This window comes from Exiguobacterium sp. s143, from assembly GCF_018618895.1.
GTDB lineage: Bacteria > Bacillota > Bacilli > Exiguobacteriales > Exiguobacteriaceae > Exiguobacterium_A > Exiguobacterium_A abrahamii.
Genome location: NZ_JACSMX010000001.1, coordinates 1,079,405 through 1,101,463, shown reverse-complemented (window position 1 = coordinate 1,101,463; position 22,059 = coordinate 1,079,405). Strand labels below are relative to the sequence as shown.

The following is a 22,059-nucleotide window of genomic DNA, read 5'->3' as shown; positions in this document are numbered from 1 at the left end:
CACATTGGGGAATGTGATGCAAATGACCTTTCTGCTTTTCAGGATTGCCGGATAGCGATAAAATGGAGGATGTGAGGGGGAATGAAGATGTATTTCGTCAATCGTCAAAAAATCGAAGAGACGGTCGTCTGTTATGAGACGGCACTTCGACAAAGTAAGGAAGTTACGGGGGATCCGGTGACGACGGCACTGGCTATGGAACGGATCGGTTTTTTAGTCATCGAAAGTGTCATCGACATCGGAAACAGTATGATTGATGGATTCATCATGCGGGATCCGGGAAGTTATGAAGATATCATTCTCATTTTAGAAGATGAGAAGGTCATCGATGGATCGCTCGCGACGAGTCTGAAGAAGCTCGTTGCGTTACGTACGTTAATCGTCCGGTCATTCACACAGTCGAGTATGGCGGAGATTCGGGCGGTACTTGAGACAGAGGAAGCAGAACTACGTCGTTTCCCGGAAGCGATTCGCCGGTATATCGAGACAGAACTCGGACCGGTGTCTGCATTTTTACCAAACGAGGAGTGAGTCAGGATGAAGGCAAAAGGCTATTTATTTGATTTAGATGGAACGATGTATAACGGAACGGAACCGGTAAAAGAAGCGGTCGATTTCGTCAATCGTCTGCAAGCAGAAGGGATTCCGTATTTGTTCGTGACGAATAATGCGTCGATGACGGCAGAAGCCGTGGCGGAGAAATTACGCGGGATGGGTGTTCATTCCGATGCGAAACACGTTTTGACGAGTGCGATGGCGACTGGTCGTTATATCGCTGATTTATCACCGAAAGCGCGCGTCTATGCGATCGGTGAGACAGGACTGATTGATGCGCTTGAACGGGAAGGGTTAGACGTCGTCGCAACCGAAGCGGCAGATTACGTCGTCATCGGTCTTGACCGTCAGATCACATATGAAAAACTCGCTGTCGGTGCTCTCGCGATTCGTGCCGGTGCTCGGTTTATCTCGACGAACGGAGACATCGCCATTCCGACAGAACGTGGATTCTTACCAGGAAACGGTGCCTTGACGTCCGTCCTGCGCGTGACGACGGAGAAGGAACCGTTCTTCATCGGTAAACCGGAACCGGTCATGGTCGATATCGCGACGGAGATGATTGGTCTGTCAAAAGAAGACGTCATCATGGTCGGGGATAACTACCATACGGATATCCTATTCGGAATCAATGGAGGCATCCGGACGATGCACGTCAATTCTGGCGTCCATACACCCGTCTTCATTCAAGGTCAGGATCGTCAACCGACATATATGGTCGATACGTTAGCCGAATGGATTCTATGAATCAAAAAATCCCGAACGAGAATTCGTTCGGGATTTCATGTATTAGAAGACTTGTTCGACTTCAACGACGCCAGCGACTTCTTCAAGAAGGGCACGTTCGATACCGGCCTTCAATGTGATCGTTGAACTTGGGCAGCTACCACAAGCTCCCATCAAACGGAGTTTTACGATTCCGTCTTCTACATCTACGAGTTCAACGTCTCCTCCATCACGAAGAAGGAACGGACGCAATTTTTCAAGAACTTCATTCACTTGATCAAACATTTCCATGCGTAAACACATCCTTTCGTATAGTTTCATTGTAACAGGGTTGAAAAATGTTCTCAATCTGGAAAACTTGTATACTAAAGAGGAGAGAATTGAAAAGGGGGACTTCAAGATGGAAATCACGGTTTATGGAACAGCGGTCACTTGTCCGAGTTGTGTCGGGGCACCCAGCTCGGAAGAGACGTTCAGTTGGCTACAAGCCGTCCTCGGGCGAAAATATGAGCAAGAAATGACGCTACGCTATGTCGATTTCGAGACAGCAACATCGGATCAATGGACGGAAGCCTTGAAAGAGGATGTCTATTTTTATCCACTGATCGTGCTTGATGATGAGATGATTGACGAGGGGTACGTCAAGCTGAAGACGATCACGGCAGCGATCGATGCGAAGTTAAGTCAGACGGGGTAATGAAGAAGAGGTATCCCAAAGCTTGGGACACCTCTTTTGCTCATTTAATCTTTTTGTGTTTCCATAAGACACCGGACTTCAAGAGACGTGGGACTTTCCCCGTCAGCGCTTGCTTGCCCATGACGATCCCGAAACCGTCTGATTTTCCGAGCGATCCGAGCATCCCGCGCAGTTTGATTTCTGGCAGTTTCGGCAATTTTTTCCCTTGCCATTTCGCTTGCAAGACGTCGACGACTTGTTCTGCCTGATGTTCTGCGAGTTGACCGCTTGGCGCATAAGGCAAGCTGGCACAATCGCCGATGACGAAGACGTTATCGTATTCTGGTACGTGATGATGTTCCGTCAATTTGATCCGACCACCACTGTCTGCAGCAAAGCCGAGATCACGAACGACTTTGACCGGTTGCGTACCTGCCGTCCAAATCGTCAAGTCCGACGGGTACGTATCGTCGCCGTTACGCACGTCGTCCGCTGTGACGAGCGTGACGTTCGAATTGTTGATGACTTCCACGTCATGCTCCTCGAACCATTCCTGGACGTAAGATGAGACTTTGTCGGATAAGAATGACAAGACGGATGGACCGCGGTCGAACAAACGAATCGTCAAATCCTTCCGGCTCTCGTGCAGTTCACTGGCGAGTTCGACACCAGATAGACCAGCACCGACGATCGAGACGACGGACCCCGGTGACAGACCACAGATCGCTTGCTGTGTCTTTCGAGATTCTTCAAGTGTCTGGATGCTGTATGTAAACTCTTGAGCACCCGGAATGTTGTGGTATTTATCCTCGCAACCGAGGGCGATGATCAAGTCATCATAGAATAATTCAGATCCGTCCTGCAGGTGGACCGTATTCGTCTCTGGTGAAATTTTAATGACATGTCCATATTTATAAGTAAGATGTTTCCCCTCCGGAAATTCAATCCGGACATCCCGATCTGATAATGTACCTGCTGCGAGTGCGTAATATTCCGTTTTGAGTGCGTGGTACGGTAGACGGTCGACGAGCGTGACGGCAACTTCCTCGTCCTTGAATCGCTCACAAATCCGCATTCCACCATATCCTCCGCCGAGTACGACCAATTGCTTCATAACGTAAAATCCCCCTTAGTTCCCCTAAATCAGTCTGACCTTGTATAATACGACATGAGGCAGGTCGTTTCCTGCTTGAAGGAGGAAAAAAAGTGAATCCGATTATTGAATTTTGTATCAGTAACTTAGCGGCTGGTACACAGGTCGTCATGGAGCAACTCGAACGTGACCCGAACGTCGACGTCGTCGAATACGGTTGCCTCGGCTATTGCGGCATTTGTTCGCTTGATCATTTTTGTCTCGTTGATGGTGAGACGGTCGTAGGCGAGACGCCGGAAGAGTTGCTTGAAAAGATTTACCTAAAAATCGAAGAGAATGAGCTGTGAGCACGGACAGCCAAAAAATCCCCTCGTTCGTCTGAACGAGGGGATTCGTGTCCGTCAGCGGGCGCAGCTTTTCGGATCAGGCAGATTGTTGACGGCGCATCATCCATGGTCGTAGTTTCAAGAACAACGGAATGAAGAGTGCCGAGATGAACAACGCCTTGATGACGTTAAACGGTAAGATACCGGCTGTGATCGCTGTCCATTTGACAGCTGGATCCGCCATGTAGTCCATACCGAGGAACCATGCATACGCTGGAAGGATCAAGATATAGTTGAGAATCGCAAGACCGAGTGCCATCGTGATCGTACCAGCGACGAGACCAGTTGCGAGACCTTGTGTTGATTTCTTTTTATGGTAGAACCAGCTAACAGGAAGCACGAATGCGACGCCAGCAGCGAAGTTCGCGAATTCTCCGACCGGAACACCACTTCCGCGGAAGATGTAGTATAGCACGTTCTTCAGTGCTTCGACGATGACACCTGCGACCGGTGAGAACATGATCGCTGCGACGAGAGCAGGAACATCACTGAAGTCAATCTTCAGATAGTTCGGTAAGAACGGTAGTGGAAAATTGATAAGCATAAGAACAAATGAGATTGAACCTAACATTGACAGAGTGACCATTTTTTGTGTGCGTTTCATACGAGTATTGTCTCCTTTTGCTCGTTCCTCTCGATGAAGTATTGGCATGACTGCGTCCATAAAGAAACCCCTATTGATGAGATCAACAGGGGAGAAGTCCGCATTAAATAAACCTAATCGATTATTGCAAAAATCGATCAAATTCAAACTCATGCCGCCATCTTCTCCCATCCAGACTGTACTGTCGGCTCCTGAATTACACAGAATCAGCAAATAGCGCCCTATTCGCTCGCGGGCTTCAACTCAAGAAGAGTTGTTTACCGCCGGTCGGGAATTTCACCCTGCCCTGAAGATGGAACGATTATTTTGTTGTACATACCATTTATACAACGAATTCAAGATAGTTTCAAGCAACTAGGTTTCGATTCGCTCAGAAGTTGCGTATACTAAAGAAAAGGAAGGTGATGACATGATCCATTTAACGGAGGCAGCAGCGCTACAAGTCCAGGACATGATGGCGCAGGCACCAGCAGATGAACGGAATCTTCGGATGCTCGTCCAAGGTGGTGGATGTAGTGGTCTGTCGTACGGAATGGGATTCGACCAACAGAAAGAAACGGATCTCGTTTTCGAACAGCACGGCGTGACCGTCATCGTGGACGAAAAAGATTACCCGGTCGTCAAAGGACTGGAAATCGATTATAAACAGTCGATGCTCGGTGGCGGATTCACAATCACGAATCCGAATGCCATCGCAACATGCGGTTGCGGGACATCGTTCCGGACGGCAACGAATGCCGGGACACCGGGTGGCTGTTAATGAATCCAATCGTGGACATCGTCCACGATTTTTTTTATTGCTCTTATACAGGAGACCTGTTCAGTTGACTCGAAATATTTAAGAGAGTGAATGCTACTACGAACAGGGAGGGCTTCAGGATGAGAAAAGTATTGATCTTCGGGGGAACGCGCTACTTCGGACGCCGGCTTGCGATTCGCTTAGCCGATTCGGGAGATGACGTGACAATCGTCACACGCGGCGAGCATACGCCACCGGTCGCGAAGGGCTTGACATTCTTTAAAGGGGACCGGACGTCAAGTAGTACGATGAAGGACTTAAGCCAACAGCACTGGGATGTCATTTATGACAACATTTGCTTCACGCCGTATCAAGCCAAGCTTGCGATCGACGCGTTTGAAGGAAAAGTCGGGCGTTACGTGTTGACGTCGACGATGTCTGTCTATGAAGACGGTGGTGCGAATATCACGGAGCGTGCCTACAATCCGTTTCCCGGGAAATATGAGCTTGAGAAGGAACATGGATATGGCGAAGGGAAACGCCAAGCGGAGAGTTATTTCTTCCAACGGGCGACGTTCCCAGTCGTTGCGGTCCGTTTTCCGGTCGTCCTCGGACCAGATGACTATACGGAGCGACTCGTCTTTCATATCAAGCGGGCGCTTGACGGTCGTCCGATCGTTGCCGAAAACACATACGCGAAGATGGGGTATATCTCAAGTTACGAAGCTGCTGCCTTTCTTGAGTGGTGTGGTCGTTCGGAACTGACCGGACCAATCAACGCTGCAAGTGACGGTGTCTTATCAATTCAAGACCTAGTGGATAAGATCGACCGCGTTGCGGGAACGACGAGTCAACTCGTTGCAAAAGGAGAGGATGAATCGCCGCTTGCGCCAGAACGCGATTTCTATATGGATACGACAGCTGCGAAACAAGCGGGCTATCTGTTCCAACATGTCGATGACTGGCTCGATCGTTTGATTGAAGAGGAGGTGCGCAATCACCAATGATGCAGTTGATGAAACCAGCTCTTGCGTGGGAGACAGAGTATCGTGCCTTTTTAGAAGACTGGCGAGAGTCGGGCGAAACGATCGTGCCGGAAGCAGTCGGAGACACATATGAACCACTGGGCGCTTATTTTGCGGAACTGAAGGAAATGGAGACAACAGTCAGACCGGGTCTTGTCACCCATTCGACGTACTGGATGGTCGACGGGCAACGAATCGTCGGTGCGCTGAACTTCCGGCATGACTTGACGGAGAACTTGAAGTTGTACGGCGGACACATCGGATACGGCATCCGACCATCCGAGCGTCAGAAAGGATATGCGACGACCGGACTCCGTTTAGCGCTAGAAGAAGCACGGCAACGTGGACTCGATCAAGTGCTGTTGACGTGTGGCGTTGATAATCTAGCATCTCGCCGTGTCATCTTGGCGAACGGTGGACAAGAAATCGAGCCGACTGTTCGTAATGGACGCGAGACACGTCGCTTCATCATCCCGTTATGAGGATTCGTGAAGCACGTCTTGAAGATGCGTCAGCTATCGCCCGCGTTCATATTGATGCCTGGCGGGAGACGTATCAAGGTATTATTCCGGACACTTATTTAGTGCAGTTATCGCACGAAAAACGGACGAAACAATGGGAACAGACATTAGTCAATCAGCGCGTGTATGTTGCCGTGTCAGGAGAAGAAGTCGTTGGTTTTGCGCAAGGTGGAGCGAATCGAAGTGATGCGCGTGAAGGGGAGTTGTATGCGATTTATGTCTTGCAAGCGTCGCAAGGACAAGGACTCGGAAAAGCTTTGTTTCAACGCATCGCTGAGGACTTAGCGGAATATGAGATGATGCAGGTTTCTGTCTTGCGGGATAATCCAGCGTGCCAGTTTTACGAGCGATTCGGTGGTCAGGTCTTCGAAGAATCGATGATTGAGCGAGGTGGGGTGGAACTCGTGCAACGGGTTTACCGGATACCTGTTAAAAGATCATCCGTATGAAATCGGACGTTTTCAACATCTTTGCTTTCCTCAGGCGGGAGGTAAGCCGCGCCAGTTCCCATTCCATGTGATCTGTCGGGTCTTACCTATCCCTGACGGAAGCACACATCGTGCTTCCTTTTCCTGTAGGAGTCGAAGATGTTTGTTCACGTCCTATATGTGATTCCATCAAAATAAGAGGTCGGACTCCGATATGTCATCCGGAATTCGACCTCTTATTTGTTTTCAGCCATTCAGTTATCTCAAGAATGATTCGTTACTTTTTCGAACAGACTCGTCGAGTGTTGCGGGTGACGAGCAGATGGATCAACGAGAAGCTTCGCTTGGTTAACGGCGATCGGTGCTTCACCGAAGCCCGTTGCGATCAGTTTGACGCGTCCTTCGTAAGTCGCGATATCACCACAAGCGAAGACGCCTGGAATCGCAGTCTCCATCTTCGAATTGACACGAATCGAATTGCGTTCGAATTCGACTTCCCATTCTTTGAGCGGTCCGAGTGACGAGACGAAGCCGAAGTTACAGACGACATCGTCCGCAGCGACGACGACGACTTCACCACTTTCAGCATGTTTGAACGTCAGCGTCTCGATGTGCGTCTCACCTGTGACCGATTCAAGTGTATACGGCGTCATGACGTTGACGGACGAATCGTGTAACAGTTCGACCGAATGTTCATGGGCACGGAACTTATCACGACGGTGGACGAGCGTGACGGATTTTGCAATCGGCTCAAGCATCAATGACCAGTCAACTGCAGAGTCACCGCCACCCAGTAAGACGACTTGGCGATCCTTGAAGCGTTCCATGTCGTTGACGAAATAGTGTAAGTTTGTTTCTTCGAAGCGTTCTGCATCTGCCACTCCGAGTGGACGCGCAGCGAACGAGCCGTTTCCTGCCGTCAAGATGACGGTCTTCGTATAATGCTCGCCTTTATTCGTGACGAGGCGGATGATTCCGTCATCCATCCGTTCGTAAGCGATGACTGTCTCACCGAGCACGTATGTCGGATCGAATTCATTTGCTTGTTCAAGCAACCGATCGACCAGTTCTTGTGCTTTTACTTTCGGAAAACCGGCAATATCGTATATATATTTTTCAGGATAAAGCGTAGCGAGTTGACCACCTAATTGAGGTAGACTCTCGATGACCTTCGTCTTCATCTGGCGCATTCCTGAATAAAACGCGGTGAACAGTCCGACTGGACCGCCGCCGATGATCGTGACATCATATGGTTGGTGCATCTGATTCCCTCCTAGCGTTGGATAGGTCCATTATATAGGAAGTAGGGGGTGAAGGTGCAAGTACGGAACATCTCACATTTTTTTAAGGGAAATTACATTTTTCTTTTGCAATCATTCCTGAAAAGTGTTTCAATAGGCTTATAGACATGTGAACATTATTTGAACAAAATTTTTGAGCATTCGTCTGTAATTGAATGTGAAGAAAATCACAACAAAACTACGATTCGTAAGGAGTATCAGAACATGAACACACCTAACATTGTTATTCTTGGAGCGGGCTACGGTGGATTGATCACAGCAGTCAACCTTCAAAAGAAACTCGGCGTCGATCAAGCGAACATCACGTTGATTAACAAACACGACTATCATTACCAAACAACTTGGTTGCATGAACCAGCTGCAGGTACGATGTCTGCGGAGCAAGCGCGCATCTACATCAATGATGTCATCAACCCGTCACGCGTAAAACTTGTCAAAGGTATCGTTGAGAAAGTCGACACGGCTGCTAAAACGGTTCTCTTACAAGATGGCGGAACAGTTCCTTACGATTACGTCGTCGTTGCTCTCGGTGGCGTTCCTGAAACATTCGGTATCAAAGGATTGAAGGAACACGCGCTGACGATCAGCTCGTTGAACAGCGTCCGTAAAATCAAGGAACATATCGATTACTCATTCGCACAGTACAAAACAACAGGATCACAAGATCGTTCACTCTTGACGATCGTTGTTGGTGGTGCTGGATTCACAGGAATCGAGTTCATGGGTGAGCTCGTCAACCGTATTCCAGAACTGTGCAAACAATATGACATTCCACGCGAACTCGTTCGTGTCGTCAACATCGAGGCAGCACCGACAGTCCTTCCAGGATTCGATGCAGATCTCGTCAACTATGCACACAAATGGCTTGAGCGCCAAGGCATCGAGTTCAAACTCGGTAACGGCATCAAGGAATGTGGACCAGGAAGCGTCACATTCGGTCCGCTTCAAGGCGACACGACTGAGACGATCGAAGCGAACACGATCATCTGGACTGGTGGCGTCAGCGGTAACCCTGTCGTTGCAGCATCTGGTTTCGAAGCGATGCGTAACCGTGTCGTCGTTGAAGAAGATCTCCGTGTTCCAGGACACGACAATGTCTTCATGATCGGTGACTGTTCAGCAGTCATGGATCCAAATTCGAACCGTCCGTACCCACCGACTGCACAAATCGCGACACAACAAGCACACAAAGTCGCTGAGAACATTGCAGCACTCATCGCGGGTCGTCAAACATCGACGTTCACGTACGAGAACAAAGGAACGGTCGCTTCGCTTGGTCACAAAGACGGCATCGGCATGGTCTTTGGTAAGAAGATCTACGGTCGTAATGCATCGTTCATGAAAAAAGTCATCGATAACAAACACTTCTTCGAACTGAAAAAACTTGGTCTTGCGATCAAAAAAGGGAAGTTCTAAGTTCACGTTTTAGGCAAATGTACACTCGTGCATTTGCCTTTTTTGTCGGTTATACTAGAAGAGATTCAAAGGGGGAACAGTATGCATATCATTCAAGCCGTGATCGGGAGTGTGCTTTATCTCGTCATGTTCTTTAGTATCGGATTCATCTTAAACATGTTGTTGCGGAGTACATGGGTGATGCTCGTACTCTATCCGGTCATCATCATCATGATGATCGACAACCAGTCGACGCTCGAATACTTCACGAATGCTCGTGAAGCGATTCCGAATCTCGGAGACCGGATTGCTGGTCTACAGACAGCGGATATCACGATGTTCGCGGCTGGTCTTGCCGGAATCATCATCGCAGGTCTATCGATTCGCTTCTTGCGTAAGAGCGGTTACCAAATGTTTTAAAGTCTACTTGAGTAAGTAGGCTTTTTTCGTGTCTGAAAAACCGTTATAATAAAAACAATGTCTTTAAATAAATGTGTAAGAGCAGATTGGGTTGAGAGCGAATGGATAAACAAATGTACCACGTTATCAAGGTATTGAATAATAATGTCGTCATTTGTTCGACTGGTGCGAATCAGGAAGTCATTATCCTCGCGAAAGGGATTGGCTTCGGTCGGAAGCCAGGCGATCAACTGACAGATCTCGACAAGTTGGAAAAAGTCTACACGTTGAAGGATAAAGAAGAACAGGATCAATATAAGGCGCTCGTCGGTCATCTCGATGAGAATTTCATCGCGTTGATGAACGAGATCGTCTCGATGATCGAGACGCGCTTCGGAAAAAAGGTCGACGAACATATCCATATCGGATTGACGGATCATTTGACGTTTACGTTCAAGCGACTGGAACAAGGAATGGAAGTCACGAATCCGTTTCTTGCTGAAACGGAAGCCTTGTATCCGGAAGAGTACGCCCTTGCAGAAGAAATCGTCGAGTTCATCAGTGCCGAGATGAATTTTTACCTGCCTCCAGCTGAGACAGGATTCATCGCACTTCATATTCATTCAGCGACGAACTTCAAAGACGTACTCGAAGTCAACCGCCATCATCAACTCGTCGGTTTAATTGCTAGTCATATCGAACAGCGACTGGAGATTAAAATCGATCGAAAATCGCTTGATTACAAGCGTCTGATTCGGCATCTTCGTTCAGCGATTGAAAGGGTTTCCAATGGGGAGTATCTAGAGGCTCCAGAAAAAGTAGAAAAGCTATTGCGTGAAGAATATCCGCTATGCTATGATACTGCTTGGGAGCTGATGTCCATCATGGAACGTCAGTTGAAGAAAGCGGTACCGCGCGGTGAGGCGACGTATCTTACGATGCATCTGCAACGCTTAGTGCAGTACGATTCAGGTAAATGACCGCACGGACTACGTGTTACTGATACGATCAGGCATGAGTGGGATGTCGGGCAAGAAGCTTTATTTCCGTTATGCAACGGGATAAGTCTATTGTCTACAATCCGCTCGTGCCTGATTTTTTTCTGTAAAAATCGGTCAGATGTCTGACTTTTTTCGTCTCAATCATTGGCATTATTCATCATACTTCGCTCTTAACAGGAAAAGGAGGAAACACACATGTTCAAACAGATTTTTGCTGTTCTTCAACGTGTCGGTAAAGCGTTGATGCTTCCTGTAGCGATTTTGCCAGCTGCCGGTATCCTACTCGGATTCGGTAACGCGATGCAAAATCCGAACTTGACGTCAAAACTCGAGTTCTTGAAAAATGATGCAATCATCAAGGTTGCAAAATTGATGGAAGCAGCCGGGGATATCATCTTCGGTAACTTAGCACTCTTATTCGCGGTCGGTGTCGCGATTGGTCTTGCAGGGGACGGCGCAGCCGGACTTGCGGCAATCGTCGGATTCTTGATCATGAACAAAACAATGAGCGTTTGGCTCGGCGTTACACCAGAAATGGTTGCTAACGGTCAAGGGTATGCAAACGTACTCGGAATCCCAACACTTCAAACTGGGGTATTCGGAGGTATCATCATCGGTCTGATCGCAGCTTGGGCGTATGGGAAGTACCATAATCTCGAATTGCCGCAGTTCCTCGGATTCTTTGCTGGTAAACGTTTCGTTCCAATCGTTACTGCTGTCGTTTCATTGTTCGCTGGTCTTGTGCTTGTATTCGTTTGGCCGTTCGCTCAGGACGGATTGAACACATTCTCCCACTTCATGATGGAGAAGAACCCAACACTCGCAGCATTCGTCTTCGGTCTCATCGAACGTTCGTTGATTCCATTCGGTCTTCACCACATCTTCTATGCACCATTCTGGTTCGAATTCGGTTCGTACACGAATGCAGCAGGTGATGTCGTTCGTGGTGACCAAGCGATCTTCTTCGCTCAATTGAAAGATAACGTTGAATTGACTGCTGGTACGTTCATGACTGGTAAATTCCCGTTCATGATGTTCGGTCTTCCAGCAGCAGCACTCGCTATGTACCACGAAGCTCGTCCTGAGCGCCGTGCAGTCGTTGGTGGTCTTCTTGGATCAGCAGCACTTACAGCATTCTTGACAGGTATCACAGAGCCAATCGAATTCGCATTCTTGTTCGTTGCTCCAATCTTGTTCGCAGTTCACGCAGTCTTCGCAGGTCTCTCGTTCATGACGATGCAATTGTTGAACGTTAAGATCGGTATGACATTCTCTGGTGGTTTGATTGACTTCCTTCTCTTCGGTGTTCTTCCAGGACGCACGCAGTGGTGGCTCGTCATCGTCGTCGGTCTTGCACTCTCTGTCATCTACTATGTTGGATTCCGTTTCGCAATCCGCAAGTTCAACCTGAAAACTCCAGGTCGTGAAGATGCAGCGCAAGAGACTTCATCTGCTCAAGGTTCTGAACTCGCTGAAGGTATCCTTGATGCACTCGGTTCAGAGTCGAACATCAAACACTTGGATGCATGTATCACACGTCTTCGTGTCGAAGTTCTCGACAAATCGAAAGTCAACAAAGATGAGTTGAAAAAATTAGGTGCTGCTGGTGTCCTTGAAGTTGGTAACAACGTTCAAGCGATCTACGGACCGAAATCAGACAACATCAAGTCTGAAATCCAAGCCGTCATCGCATCACGTAAACAAGAAAAAACAGTCTAATGTTTTTAAAATGAGTCCTTCTGCGGAAGGTCTCATTTTTTTTGGAAAAATCTTTTAGAATCGTTTTGCACTAGAATATTTTAGGGTATGAATTAAGTAGTTTGTTTAAAAAAGGAGGGAATATACGCATGTGGAAAAACGTGTTTGGTGTCTTACAGCGGATCGGTAAGGCCTTGATGTTACCGGTAGCGATTTTGCCGGCAGCGGGGCTATTGCTCGCGTTCGGGACAGCGTTTCAAAACCCGAACTTGACGCAATATTTACCGTTCCTCGAGAACGATTCGCTAGTCGTCATCTGGCGGGTCATGCAGGATGCGGGTGATATCATCTTTGCGAACCTCGGGTTACTGTTTGCCGTCGGGGTCGCGATTGGTCTTGCGAATGGGGAAGGGGTCGCCGGTCTAGCAGCGATCGTCGGTTTCTTGATCATGAACAAGGTCATCAGTTCTTTCTTACAGATCACACCAGAAAAAATCACGGAAGCACAGAAAGCGAGTGACTTGTCGTATGCGACGGTCCTCGGGATACCGACCTTGCAAATGGGGGTATTCGGAGGGATCATTGCCGGTTTGATAGCAGCGTACAGTTATAATAAATTCTTTAAAATCAAACTGCCTGATTTCCTCGGATTCTTCGCAGGGAAGCGTTTTGTTCCGATCGCAACCGCCTTATTCAGTCTTGTCGCCGGGTTTGCCTTGTCGTATATTTGGCCACCGATCGGTAGTGGAATCAACACATTTTCGAAAACAATCATCGAAGCGAACGAACCGTTGTCTGCCTTCATCTTTGGACTTGTCGAACGTTCGTTGATTCCGTTTGGTCTTCACCATATCTGGTACTCAAGCTTCTGGTTCCAGTTTGGGGAATATACGGATAAAGCAGGAACGATCATCAATGGGGATCAGCGGATCTTCTTCGCACAGTTGAAGGACGGTGTACCATTTACAGCAGGGACATATATGACCGGGAAATATCCATTCATGATGTTCGGTCTTCCAGCAGCCTGTCTTGCGATGTACCATACCGTTGCGAAGGATCGTCGTAAAGCCGTCGAAGGTCTTTACTTCTCAGCTGCGTTGACTTCTTTCTTAACTGGGATCACGGAGCCAGTCGAGTTCTCCTTCGTATTCGTCGCACCACTTTTGTTTGCCGTTCACGCCGTCTTTGCCGGACTTTCATTCATGATCATGGATTTACTGAACGTCAAGATCGGGATGACGTTCTCCGGTGGACTGATTGACTACACGTTATTCGGGATTCTACCGAACCGAACCTCGTGGTGGCTCGTCATTCCAGTCGGTCTTGTCTTCGCCGTCATCTACTACTTCGGATTCCGCTTCGTCATCACGAAGTTTGATCTGAAGATTCCGGGGCGCGAAGCAATTAAGGAAGGTGCCGCTACCTCAACGGCACAAGCAGGTGATCTACCGTATGAAATTCTACAAGCATTCGGTGGTCCATCAAACATTAAACATTTAGATGCTTGTATCACGCGTCTTCGGATTACTGTCAATGATAAATCAGGTGTTAATAAGGATCGTTTGAAAGAGCTCGGTGCTGCTGGTGTTCTTGAAGTCGGAGATAACGTCCAGGCCATCTTTGGACCGAAATCCGATGGGATCAAGACAGAAATGGCAGATATCATGAAAGATCCAAATTATAAACCGAAAGAGACACCAGAAGCAGATCCAATTCCACAAGTACCAACGGGAGACGAAGCACGGACTTCTGGAACTGGTACAGCAGATGCCGGTCCACTCGCTGGGGATCGTGATGGGGCTTACGTGCCTGAAGATGGATATGTCGCACCACTGAGCGGTATCATTCGTTCTCTCGATGATGTACCGGATCAAGTGTTCTCCGGTCGCATGATGGGTGACGGATATGCGATCGAACCAACGGAAGGATATGTTGTCTCCCCTGTCTCTGGTGAGATCACGACGTTCTTCCCGACGAAACACGCAATCGGTATTCTTGCGGATAATGGAGATGAAATCTTGATTCACATCGGTATTGATACGGTGTCACTCGAAGGAAAAGGGTTCGAGGCGTTGGCGAAAGCCGGCGATCGTGTCGAACCGGGGACGCCACTCCTCAATGTCGATCTTGAACAAGTACGACCACTCGTACCATCATTACTGACGCCGATCATCGTCACGAATAGTGGGGATCGAAAAGTTGATGTTGATGTCGGACGGACGGTCGAAGCCGGAGAAGCGATTTCGTATCGAGTAGAGTAAAAAAGAAAAGCGACGGATCGCCCTGAGCGATCCGTCTTTTTTGTGTGAAACGATCATAAAGCACATTTGATAATGAGATTTTGCACATATGATGATACAATGAGTTAGCTATTATAAGAGTTAGCTAATTTTTTGAGAAATGAGGTGCGTCGATGTCTTCGACTACAACAAAAACGAATACGACACCTGTCGTCATCGGATTATTGATTGGGATTTTAGTCGCAGCAATGGATAACACGATCGTTGCGACAGCGATGCCGACGATTGTCAGCGAACTGAATGGGTTTGATCAGTATGCATGGGTCACGTCGGCTTACATGATCGCAACCGTTGCCGGAATGCCGATCTTCGGTAAATTGAGTGACATGTATGGAAGAAAACGCTTCTTCCTCTTTGGGATGCTCCTCTTCATGGTGGGAAGTATCTTATGTGGAATGGCAGACTCGATCATTGAATTGTCTGCCTATCGTGCCTTGCAAGGGCTTGGTGGTGGAGCGTTGATGCCGATTGCCTTTACGATCATCTTTGATATCTTCCCGCCGGAAAAACGGGGGAAAGTCAGTGGATTGTTCGGAGCAGTCTTTGGAATCTCGAGTATCTTCGGACCGTTGCTTGGTGCCGTATTGACGGATTCCCTCGACTGGCGCTGGGTGTTCTACATTAATATTCCACTTGGTTTGATTGCCCTTGGTCTCGTGACGGTCTTCTATCAGGAATCACCGGTGCACCGGACACAGAAAATCGACTACGTCGGTGCCTTTACGCTTGTCGCCGGATTGGTGTTATTCTTACTCGCGCTCGAAATGGGTGGCAAAGAGTATGCATGGTCTTCGCCACAAATTCTTGGTCTGTTCGGAGCAGCGTTCGTCGCGTTCGTTGCCTTCGCATTTGCTGAACGACGTGCCGCGGATCCCGTCATTACGTTCAGTCTATTCCGCCGTCGCTTATTTGCGGCAACACAAGGCGTGGCGTTCTTTTATGGATTCGTCTTTATCTCAGCGAGTGTATTCATTCCAATCTTCGTGCAAGGTGTCTTTGGTGGAAGCGCGACGAACTCCGGTCTGATCCTGATGCCGATGTTGATCGCCTCGGTCATCTCGGCGCAACTTGGTGGACAGTTGCCGAATAAGTTTGGTTTCCGGAACATCATGATCGTCTCGGCGGTCTTCTTCCTACTCGGTGTCTATCTCCTTAGTACGATGACGCTTGAGACATCGCGGACAGCGGTAACGATCTATATGATCATTCTTGGCTTCGGTGTTGGCTTTAGTTTCTCTCTATTGAATCTAGCGAGTATCAATGGGATCGAGATGCAACGTCGTGGCGCAGCGACCTCGATGGGATCAACATTCCGGACAATCGGGATGACGCTTGGTGTCACAGTGCTTGGTATCATTCAATCACGGACGTTTACGTCAGCTGTAGCGGATCGGTTGCCGCAAGGCGGGGCGCCGTCCGGTGGACAGTTCCCAACGGCTGATGCGTTTGCGAAGATGCCACCAGAAGTTGCGACAGCGATCAAGACGTCGCTTGCAGAATCGATCTCAACCGTCTATTTCTGGGCACTGATTCCAGCAGTACTCGGTGTCATCTTTATCTTCTTGATGGGGAACGAGCGTCCGATTTTGTCGGAACAAGCTACTCCAGAAAAGAAGAAACAAGCTCAATGATCACCGTTTCAACAACGTCTTCTTTCTTATTTAGAAAGAGGCGTTGTTTTTTTGTTTAACAAGACAAAAAAAGACGAACCTGGATTGCTCCAGATTCGTCTGACAGAACTTATTTTTTGATATCGAATGTCGTGCTGAGGAAGTCGACGACTTCTTCTGCTGTATCCATATCAAGCACTTGCTCGACGATTGCTTCACATTCTGACTTGTTGAGACGTGTCATCAAGCTACGAGCGCGAAGAACAGATGATGCTGACATTGAGAACTCATCGAGACCAAGACCAAGAAGGATTGGGAGTGCCAATTCTTCTCCTGCCATCTCACCACACATGCCGACCCATTTGCCTGCTTTGTGTGCTTCAGTGATGACGTTGTTCAAGAGGTTCAAGATCGCTGGGTTGAACGGTTGGTACAGGTATGATACTTTTTCGTTCATCCGGTCTGCCGCCATCGTGTATTGAATCAAATCGTTCGTTCCGACAGAGAAGAAGTCGACTTCTTTTGCGAACTGACGAGCCATGACTGCCGTTGCTGGGATTTCGACCATCATACCGACTTCGATGTCTTCCGATACCGTAACGCCTTCAGCTTGGAGGTTTGCTTTCTCTTCAAGGAGAAGTGCTTTTGCAGCACGGAACTCTTCGATCGTTGCGATCATCGGGAACATGACAGCGAGTTTACCGTATGCACTCGCACGAAGAAGTGCGCGTAATTGTGTACGGAACAAGTCTGTTTGATCGAGACAGAGACGGATCGCACGGTAACCGAGGAACGGGTTCATCTCGTGTGGGAGATCAAGGTACGACAATTCTTTATCGCCACCGATATCAAGTGTCCGGATGACGACTTTTTTATCGCCCATTGATTCGAGAACCGTTTTGTAAGCTGTGAACTGCTCATCTTCCGTTGGGAATGTCTCTGCATCCATGTAGAGGAATTCCGTACGGTAGAGACCGACTGCTTCTGCACCGTTATCCAAAACGCCTTTGACATCGTTTGGTGTACCGATGTTTGCAGCGAGTTCGACGTGATGACCGTCAGCCGTCATTGTTTTTTCGTTCTTGAGTTTTTTCCACTCTTCTTTTTGTGCGATGTATGCTGCGCGTTTTGCTTCATACTCAGCAACTTGCTCTTCGCTTGGGTTGACGATGACGTCACCTTCAGCACCATCAAGGATGAGAAGATCGCCGTGTTTAACGTCCGTCAAGACGACTTTTGTTCCGACGACTGCTGGGATTTCGAGTGAACGTGACATGATGGCAGAGTGCGATGTCCGGCCACCAATGTTCGTTGCGAAACCTTTAGCATATTTACGGTTCAATTGAGCTGTATCCGAAGGAGTCAAGTCTTCCGCGATGATGATGACTTCTTCGTTGATTTGAGCTGGAGTGACGAACGTGATACCGAGAAGGTGAGCCATCGTCCGTTTCGTGACGTCACGAACGTCTGCTGCACGTTCGCGCATGTATTCGTTATCCATCGATTCGAAAATCATGACCATCATGTTTGCGACTTCATCGAGTGCTTTTGCAGCATTTGCTTGCTCGTCCTCGATTTTTGCGTTCACCTGACTGACGATTTCCGGATCTTCTAAGATGAGAAGGTGAGCCGAGAAGATCTCCGCTTTATCTGGACCTAATTCTTGTAAGGTATTTTCACGAATGACTTCGAGTTCTGTCTTCGATTTTGCGATTGCCGCTTGGAAACGTTCTTTTTCCGCAGCTGCATCCTCGATTTTGTGCGATGGAATCTCAAAGACCGGTGTTTCCATCACGAATGCTTTTGCAATCGCGATCCCTGCAGAAGCGCCAATTCCCTTGATATGTTGTGCCATGTGCATTACCCTCTTTTCAGTAAGTTTTTTTAACGCGACGACTTCGTTTCTTAGCTATCTATAGATACCCATAAACGCCTCTCTCTTAACGAGCCTTCTGCGCACTCTCCCTTGAATGAAAACGTAGACATTTCCCGGAACAGCAAACGCATCGTTTCTTGAAGTGTCTCAACATTTCACCCGTTTAATCCTATCATATTGTGAAACGGGCAACAATTGTTTGAAACCAAGCATTTCGACAAATTGTCGAACAGAAGTAGTGAAAGCGTTTGCGGTAAGTCGAGAGGCTATCAGTTGGAAAATGACTGAAAACACTTCATACTAATAGATACTAGTCAAAGGGGGAGTTTTATATGCAAACGAATCAATCCGTAGATGTACTCGTTGTCGGGATTTCTGGAAATCAACCGCTCGATGAACGGTTACAAGCATTGTATGGTGACAAACTAGAAGAGTGGGTTCGTCAAGGCGATATCTCAACGAAACGAGGAGAACTGCGTCTATTGCCAACGTTAGCGGGCGACGTCGCACGTGTACTGTTCGTTGGACTCGGGAAAGTTGATCAGCTCTCGCAAGACGATTTACGTCGCTTGCTCGGAAAAGCGGCACAGCATGTCAAAGCACGTCGCTTAGAACATGTCACAGTTGATGCAACAACATTCCCAGGGCAACCGGTCGAACTGATTGCCGAGACATTCACCCTCGCTACATATGAGGTCAAACATTATAAGACGTCGCCTTCGAAAGCATATACGTTACAACTGACGGTCTTACCTGTAGAGGAAGAAGCCGTACGCCGCGGAACGGTCTTGGCTGAAGCGACGAACTTAGCGCGTCGTCTCGTAACGATGCCTGGGAATCTTTTGACGGCGCCAGCGCTTGCGGATGAAGCACGCTTCATCGCGGAGCGTCATGGGCATGATCTCCGGATCATCGATAAGGAAGAGATGGAAGCACTCGGGATGGGCGCCTTGCTTGCCGTCAACCAAGGATCCGTCATTCCACCGAAATTGATTGTCCTTGAATATAAAGGTTCAGCAGAAGCACCAATCGCGGTCGTCGGGAAGGGCGTCACATTCGATACAGGTGGTTATTCCATCAAACCAAAAGACGGTATCGTCGGAATGAAAGGCGACATGGGTGGAGCAGCAGCGGTTCTCGGGCTATTCGAAGCACTCGGTCAACTGAAGCCAGATGTTCACGTCATCGGTGTCATTCCAGCAACCGACAACATGATTTCCGGGGATGCCTTCAAGCCAGACGACGTCATCACATCGATGGCGGGAAAAACGATTGAAGTCTTGAACACGGATGCGGAAGGACGACTTGTTCTTGCTGACGCAGTCACGTACGTGAAAGAGTATCAACCTAAAGCGATCATCGATCTCGCAACGTTGACAGGTGGTGTCCTTGTCGCGCTTGGAACAGAAATCACAGGTGCGTTGACGAACGATACGTCACTTTACGAACGCTTTGAACAGGTGACGAAAGAGACGAATGAGATGGTTTGGCAGATGCCGTATGTTGATGCCTTCATCAAACAAGTCCGCCGTTCGGAAGTCGCAGACTTGAACAACTCACCGGGACGCATGGGACACATGATCTTCGGTGGTGCGTTCGTCGGCGAATTCGTTGGTGACACACCTTGGCTACACCTCGATATCGCGGGAACATCGGAACAGAATCAAGCGTCTGAGATTGGTCCAAAAGGAGCAACGGGCGTCATGGTCCGTAGTCTGTACCGGTTCGTCGAGCAAGAAAAATGAGACGTTGGAATCTACTCGGCGTCTTGTTGACGATTCTTGCCGTCGTCTGGTATATGGATGCGCGCGACCGTCTATCGCTCGGTCTCGCGACGTTCATCGGTATCTTCACCGTCTTATCACTACTGCGTTCTTTCCGGGAGAAGACGAATGCACGTCATCGGGATTGATGCGGCAAAGGCGGGGTGGGTCGTCGTTATGTACGAAAATGGTCGTTATACGGGATTCGTCGAACCGACGCTTACTCAGATTCCGCTAGCTGACCGGATCTGGATCGATATGCCGATCGGCTTGATGGAAGGACGACGGGAAACGGATCAACTGTTGCGACTGGAGCTACGACCTGGGCGGACGAGCAGTGTCTTTAATGCACCGTTTCGTAGTGCGTTGACAGCTTCTACCTATATGGAAGCAAATGATTTAGCCAAACAACATGCGGGGATCGGGCTTTCAAAACAAGCGTGGTACCTATTACCGAAAATCCGAGAAGTCCGCAGCGTATATCGAACGGAGATGATTGAAGCCCATCCGGAAGTCTGTTTCGCGCGACTCGCCGGTCATCCGGCACGCTTTTCAAAGAAAACGACCGAAGGCATTGCGGAACGGATCGAATTGCTCGAACGCTTTGATTGTCCACCGCTATGGGAACAACGTCAGTCGCATGTTGCGATCGATGATTGGCTGGACGCTTGTCTGCTTGCGACCGGCGCCCGTTTTCCGTGCGATTATCTGCCGGCAACTCAACCGATGGATCCGGAAGGGTATCCGTTATATGCAGCTGTACCAAAAAAATCACCCTCACCGAAATGGTGTGGGTGATCCTTTGACGAAGTCCCAGATATAATGAAAAATCTGGGCGTTGTAGAGTGCTTTTAAGATGACAGCGATCAATGGTCCGAGAATCAGTCCGAAGACACCAAAGAATTTGATCCCGACGAACAGCGCAATCAACGCCGTGATTGGTTGAATCCCGATATTATCGCCGACGATTTTCGGTTCCATGATGTTACGCTGCAGAATGACGAGAGCGTATAGAATCCCGAGTCCAATCGCAAGTGTTGTATCACCCGTGATGATCGAATAGGCAATCCAAGGCAGGAAGACGGAACCGGTGCCAAGATACGGCAAGATATCAAAAAAGGCAGCGATAAAAGCAACTGCGAACGGATGCTCGACACCAATGATGAACAAACCAATCAAGACGATGAAGAACGTGATCGTGATCAACGTGAGCTGCGCTTTGAGATAGCCGAATAAGGCAGATCGTAAGCTCAGGAAGACCGACTCGAAACGAGCGAACCAAGGAAGCATCTCATAGCGCTTCAATCGCATCTCGTACTGGTGCCAATCTTTTGCGATGAAAAACCAAGCAAGTAAGACGATGACGAAAATCAATGCAATCGATGGCAATGTCGCAAGGACCGTCTGTAGCATCATGGCGATACTTTTTGAGCCTTCGCCAATCGCACTCGCAAGTGAACTACCGAGAGATTGAATACTGTTTTGAACCGTATTTTGTTGCGATGGCTCTAGTGAGCGTAAGGCTTCGGAAGCATCGTTCCAGATGGGTGCCAGTTTTTCATTGTACAGCTTTTGAAAATACAGGCTCAACTCTTGGATTTGCGCCGGTAATTGGTTGGCGACAAATACAAGACCGCGAATCAACTGCATGATGATCAAGGCGAGCGAACCAACTAATAAGCCACTGATCAAAATGATGGACAACAACGCACCCCATCCGCGAGTGATTCGTAACCGCTTTTGGAAAAAATCGACGAGCGGTCGACTCAAAAGGGCAAGCAGAAACGCAAAGACAAACGGATACAAAATGGACGAGAGGCGGATGAGTAACCATCCACCAACTAAGAAGGCGAAGATCACCGTCAGGAACCGGGCCATTTGCCAAAGACGTTCAGTCGACACAAGCAACACCTCTTACTGGATTATGTAGAATTAATTGATATCATCATATCATGTTTAGATA

At 48.4% G+C, this 22,059-nt stretch carries 23 protein-coding genes and 1 riboswitch; of the genes, 17 read left to right on the top strand and 6 right to left on the bottom strand.

The window, feature by feature from the left end; all coding sequences use genetic code 11:
• Positions 1-87: 87 nt before the first annotated feature.
• Both KNQ03_RS05885 and KNQ03_RS05880 read left to right on the top strand, forming a co-directional pair.
• The gene (locus KNQ03_RS05885; protein ID WP_214723851.1) at positions 88-531 is read left to right on the top strand and encodes a DUF86 domain-containing protein; all 444 of its coding nucleotides are present in this window, start codon (positions 88-90) and stop codon (positions 529-531) included.
• A gap of 6 nt (positions 532-537) precedes the next feature.
• Entirely contained in the window at positions 538-1,302 is a 765-nt protein-coding gene (locus KNQ03_RS05880) for a TIGR01457 family HAD-type hydrolase (protein ID WP_023469144.1), read from the top strand.
• 42 nt (positions 1,303-1,344) lie between these two features.
• Here the strand turns inward: KNQ03_RS05880 and KNQ03_RS05875 are convergent, their stop codons facing one another.
• Positions 1,345-1,572: a NifU family protein gene (locus KNQ03_RS05875; RefSeq protein WP_012371190.1), complete on the bottom strand. Its 228-nt coding sequence runs from the start codon at positions 1,570-1,572 to the stop codon at positions 1,345-1,347.
• Positions 1,573-1,681: 109 nt separating this feature from the next.
• On the opposite strand from KNQ03_RS05875, the gene KNQ03_RS05870 reads away from it, so the two are divergent.
• Positions 1,682-1,978: a DUF1462 family protein gene (locus KNQ03_RS05870; protein WP_133207648.1), complete on the top strand. Its 297-nt coding sequence runs from the start codon at positions 1,682-1,684 to the stop codon at positions 1,976-1,978.
• 40 nt (positions 1,979-2,018) lie between these two features.
• Here the strand turns inward: KNQ03_RS05870 and KNQ03_RS05865 are convergent, their stop codons facing one another.
• Positions 2,019-3,071 carry an NAD(P)/FAD-dependent oxidoreductase gene (locus KNQ03_RS05865; RefSeq protein ID WP_055968842.1) on the bottom strand — a complete coding sequence of 351 codons (1,053 nt, stop codon included), beginning with the start codon at positions 3,069-3,071 and terminating at the stop codon, positions 2,019-2,021.
• A gap of 92 nt (positions 3,072-3,163) precedes the next feature.
• Here KNQ03_RS05865 and KNQ03_RS05860 point away from each other — a divergent pair, with 92 nt between their 5' ends.
• Entirely contained in the window at positions 3,164-3,397 is a 234-nt protein-coding gene (locus tag KNQ03_RS05860) for a YuzB family protein (RefSeq protein WP_023469141.1), read from the top strand.
• Between the two features lie 76 nt (positions 3,398-3,473).
• Here the strand turns inward: KNQ03_RS05860 and KNQ03_RS05855 are convergent, their stop codons facing one another.
• On the bottom strand, positions 3,474-4,040 hold the full coding sequence (locus tag KNQ03_RS05855) for an ECF transporter S component (RefSeq protein ID WP_029342415.1): 567 nt from the start codon (positions 4,038-4,040) through the stop codon (positions 3,474-3,476).
• 155 nt (positions 4,041-4,195) lie between these two features.
• Positions 4,196-4,338: riboswitch (FMN riboswitch) on the bottom strand.
• A 111-nt stretch (positions 4,339-4,449) separates the two neighbouring features.
• Between KNQ03_RS05855 and KNQ03_RS05850 the strand changes: the two genes are divergently transcribed.
• The 4 genes from KNQ03_RS05850 (at position 4,450) to KNQ03_RS05835 (ending at position 6,774) form a co-directional block, all read left to right on the top strand.
• The gene (locus tag KNQ03_RS05850; RefSeq protein ID WP_029342414.1) at positions 4,450-4,800 is read left to right on the top strand and encodes a HesB/IscA family protein; all 351 of its coding nucleotides are present in this window, start codon (positions 4,450-4,452) and stop codon (positions 4,798-4,800) included.
• Between the two features lie 119 nt (positions 4,801-4,919).
• Positions 4,920-5,786 (top strand): NAD-dependent epimerase/dehydratase family protein, encoded by an 867-nt coding sequence (locus tag KNQ03_RS05845; RefSeq protein WP_058264691.1) that lies wholly within the window; start codon positions 4,920-4,922, stop codon positions 5,784-5,786.
• Positions 5,783-6,286 (top strand): GNAT family N-acetyltransferase, encoded by a 504-nt coding sequence (locus tag KNQ03_RS05840; protein WP_214723849.1) that lies wholly within the window; start codon positions 5,783-5,785, stop codon positions 6,284-6,286. The genes KNQ03_RS05845 and KNQ03_RS05840 overlap by 4 nt, the downstream gene beginning before the upstream one ends.
• A complete protein-coding gene (locus KNQ03_RS05835) occupies positions 6,283-6,774 on the top strand; it encodes a GNAT family N-acetyltransferase (protein ID WP_214723847.1) in 492 nt (163 codons plus the stop codon). Before KNQ03_RS05840 ends, KNQ03_RS05835 begins: the two co-directional genes overlap by 4 nt.
• 242 nt (positions 6,775-7,016) lie before the next feature.
• On the opposite strand, the gene KNQ03_RS05830 is transcribed toward KNQ03_RS05835, so the two are convergent.
• Complete coding sequence (locus KNQ03_RS05830) at positions 7,017-8,015, bottom strand: NAD(P)/FAD-dependent oxidoreductase (RefSeq protein WP_023469135.1); 999 nt, start codon at positions 8,013-8,015, stop codon at positions 7,017-7,019.
• A 243-nt stretch (positions 8,016-8,258) separates the two neighbouring features.
• Here KNQ03_RS05830 and KNQ03_RS05825 point away from each other — a divergent pair, with 243 nt between their 5' ends.
• From KNQ03_RS05825 to KNQ03_RS05800, 6 genes are all read left to right on the top strand, one after another.
• Positions 8,259-9,470 (top strand): NAD(P)/FAD-dependent oxidoreductase, encoded by a 1,212-nt coding sequence (locus KNQ03_RS05825; protein WP_214723845.1) that lies wholly within the window; start codon positions 8,259-8,261, stop codon positions 9,468-9,470.
• Between the two features lie 81 nt (positions 9,471-9,551).
• Positions 9,552-9,869: a YuiB family protein gene (locus tag KNQ03_RS05820; protein ID WP_023469133.1), complete on the top strand. Its 318-nt coding sequence runs from the start codon at positions 9,552-9,554 to the stop codon at positions 9,867-9,869.
• Positions 9,870-9,970: 101 nt separating this feature from the next.
• Positions 9,971-10,828, top strand: a complete 858-nt coding sequence (glcT, locus tag KNQ03_RS05815) for a glucose PTS transporter transcription antiterminator GlcT (RefSeq protein ID WP_023469132.1) — start codon at positions 9,971-9,973, stop codon at positions 10,826-10,828.
• Positions 10,829-11,044: 216 nt separating this feature from the next.
• The gene (gene ptsG / locus KNQ03_RS05810) at positions 11,045-12,568 is read left to right on the top strand and encodes a glucose-specific PTS transporter subunit IIBC (protein ID WP_029342409.1); all 1,524 of its coding nucleotides are present in this window, start codon (positions 11,045-11,047) and stop codon (positions 12,566-12,568) included.
• 128 nt (positions 12,569-12,696) lie between these two features.
• Positions 12,697-14,808: a glucose-specific PTS transporter subunit IIBC gene (ptsG, locus tag KNQ03_RS05805; protein WP_214723843.1), complete on the top strand. Its 2,112-nt coding sequence runs from the start codon at positions 12,697-12,699 to the stop codon at positions 14,806-14,808.
• Positions 14,809-14,960: 152 nt separating this feature from the next.
• A complete protein-coding gene (locus KNQ03_RS05800) occupies positions 14,961-16,478 on the top strand; it encodes an MDR family MFS transporter (RefSeq protein ID WP_214723841.1) in 1,518 nt (505 codons plus the stop codon).
• 109 nt (positions 16,479-16,587) lie between these two features.
• Here KNQ03_RS05800 and ptsP read toward each other — a convergent pair whose 3' ends face one another.
• A complete protein-coding gene (ptsP, locus tag KNQ03_RS05795; protein ID WP_023469128.1) occupies positions 16,588-18,312 on the bottom strand; it encodes a phosphoenolpyruvate--protein phosphotransferase in 1,725 nt (574 codons plus the stop codon).
• A gap of 353 nt (positions 18,313-18,665) precedes the next feature.
• On the opposite strand from ptsP, the gene KNQ03_RS05790 reads away from it, so the two are divergent.
• Genes KNQ03_RS05790 through KNQ03_RS05780 form a run of 3 tightly spaced genes read left to right on the top strand, consistent with a single transcriptional unit; the run spans position 18,666 to position 20,894 of the window.
• A complete protein-coding gene (locus tag KNQ03_RS05790; RefSeq protein WP_149427747.1) occupies positions 18,666-20,078 on the top strand; it encodes a leucyl aminopeptidase in 1,413 nt (470 codons plus the stop codon).
• Positions 20,075-20,245: a hypothetical protein gene (locus KNQ03_RS05785; RefSeq protein ID WP_156323189.1), complete on the top strand. Its 171-nt coding sequence runs from the start codon at positions 20,075-20,077 to the stop codon at positions 20,243-20,245. Before KNQ03_RS05790 ends, KNQ03_RS05785 begins: the two co-directional genes overlap by 4 nt.
• Positions 20,226-20,894: a DUF429 domain-containing protein gene (locus KNQ03_RS05780; protein ID WP_214723839.1), complete on the top strand. Its 669-nt coding sequence runs from the start codon at positions 20,226-20,228 to the stop codon at positions 20,892-20,894. Before KNQ03_RS05785 ends, KNQ03_RS05780 begins: the two co-directional genes overlap by 20 nt.
• Here the strand turns inward: KNQ03_RS05780 and ytvI are convergent.
• Positions 20,874-21,998, bottom strand: a complete 1,125-nt coding sequence (ytvI, locus tag KNQ03_RS05775; protein WP_050678641.1) for a sporulation integral membrane protein YtvI — start codon at positions 21,996-21,998, stop codon at positions 20,874-20,876. The two genes, KNQ03_RS05780 and ytvI, sit on opposite strands and share 21 nt — an antisense overlap.
• Positions 21,999-22,059 lie beyond the last annotated feature (61 nt).

Bases quoted from the DNA above. Each gene is read 5' to 3' on its own strand.
- KNQ03_RS05845 (WP_058264691.1), top strand. From the start codon at position 4,920: ATGAGAAAAGTATTGATCTTCGGGGGAACGCGCTACTTCGGACGCCGG.
- ptsP (WP_023469128.1), bottom strand. From the start codon at position 18,312: ATGGCACAACATATCAAGGGAATTGGCGCTTCTGCAGGGATCGCGATT.
- KNQ03_RS05790 (WP_149427747.1), top strand. From the start codon at position 18,666: ATGCAAACGAATCAATCCGTAGATGTACTCGTTGTCGGGATTTCTGGA.
- KNQ03_RS05875 (WP_012371190.1), bottom strand. From the start codon at position 1,572: ATGGAAATGTTTGATCAAGTGAATGAAGTTCTTGAAAAATTGCGTCCG.
- KNQ03_RS05865 (WP_055968842.1), bottom strand. From the start codon at position 3,071: ATGAAGCAATTGGTCGTACTCGGCGGAGGATATGGTGGAATGCGGATT.
- KNQ03_RS05820 (WP_023469133.1), top strand. From the start codon at position 9,552: ATGCATATCATTCAAGCCGTGATCGGGAGTGTGCTTTATCTCGTCATG.
- KNQ03_RS05840 (WP_214723849.1), top strand. From the start codon at position 5,783: ATGATGCAGTTGATGAAACCAGCTCTTGCGTGGGAGACAGAGTATCGT.
- KNQ03_RS05850 (WP_029342414.1), top strand. From the start codon at position 4,450: ATGATCCATTTAACGGAGGCAGCAGCGCTACAAGTCCAGGACATGATG.
- KNQ03_RS05780 (WP_214723839.1), top strand. From the start codon at position 20,226: ATGCACGTCATCGGGATTGATGCGGCAAAGGCGGGGTGGGTCGTCGTT.
- KNQ03_RS05870 (WP_133207648.1), top strand. From the start codon at position 1,682: ATGGAAATCACGGTTTATGGAACAGCGGTCACTTGTCCGAGTTGTGTC.
- glcT (WP_023469132.1), top strand. From the start codon at position 9,971: ATGGATAAACAAATGTACCACGTTATCAAGGTATTGAATAATAATGTC.
- KNQ03_RS05855 (WP_029342415.1), bottom strand. From the start codon at position 4,040: ATGAAACGCACACAAAAAATGGTCACTCTGTCAATGTTAGGTTCAATC.
- KNQ03_RS05835 (WP_214723847.1), top strand. From the start codon at position 6,283: ATGAGGATTCGTGAAGCACGTCTTGAAGATGCGTCAGCTATCGCCCGC.
- KNQ03_RS05800 (WP_214723841.1), top strand. From the start codon at position 14,961: ATGTCTTCGACTACAACAAAAACGAATACGACACCTGTCGTCATCGGA.
- KNQ03_RS05880 (WP_023469144.1), top strand. From the start codon at position 538: ATGAAGGCAAAAGGCTATTTATTTGATTTAGATGGAACGATGTATAAC.
- KNQ03_RS05785 (WP_156323189.1), top strand. From the start codon at position 20,075: ATGAGACGTTGGAATCTACTCGGCGTCTTGTTGACGATTCTTGCCGTC.
- ptsG (WP_029342409.1), top strand. From the start codon at position 11,045: ATGTTCAAACAGATTTTTGCTGTTCTTCAACGTGTCGGTAAAGCGTTG.
- KNQ03_RS05825 (WP_214723845.1), top strand. From the start codon at position 8,259: ATGAACACACCTAACATTGTTATTCTTGGAGCGGGCTACGGTGGATTG.
- KNQ03_RS05885 (WP_214723851.1), top strand. From the start codon at position 88: ATGTATTTCGTCAATCGTCAAAAAATCGAAGAGACGGTCGTCTGTTAT.
- ptsG (WP_214723843.1), top strand. From the start codon at position 12,697: ATGTGGAAAAACGTGTTTGGTGTCTTACAGCGGATCGGTAAGGCCTTG.
- KNQ03_RS05830 (WP_023469135.1), bottom strand. From the start codon at position 8,015: ATGCACCAACCATATGATGTCACGATCATCGGCGGCGGTCCAGTCGGA.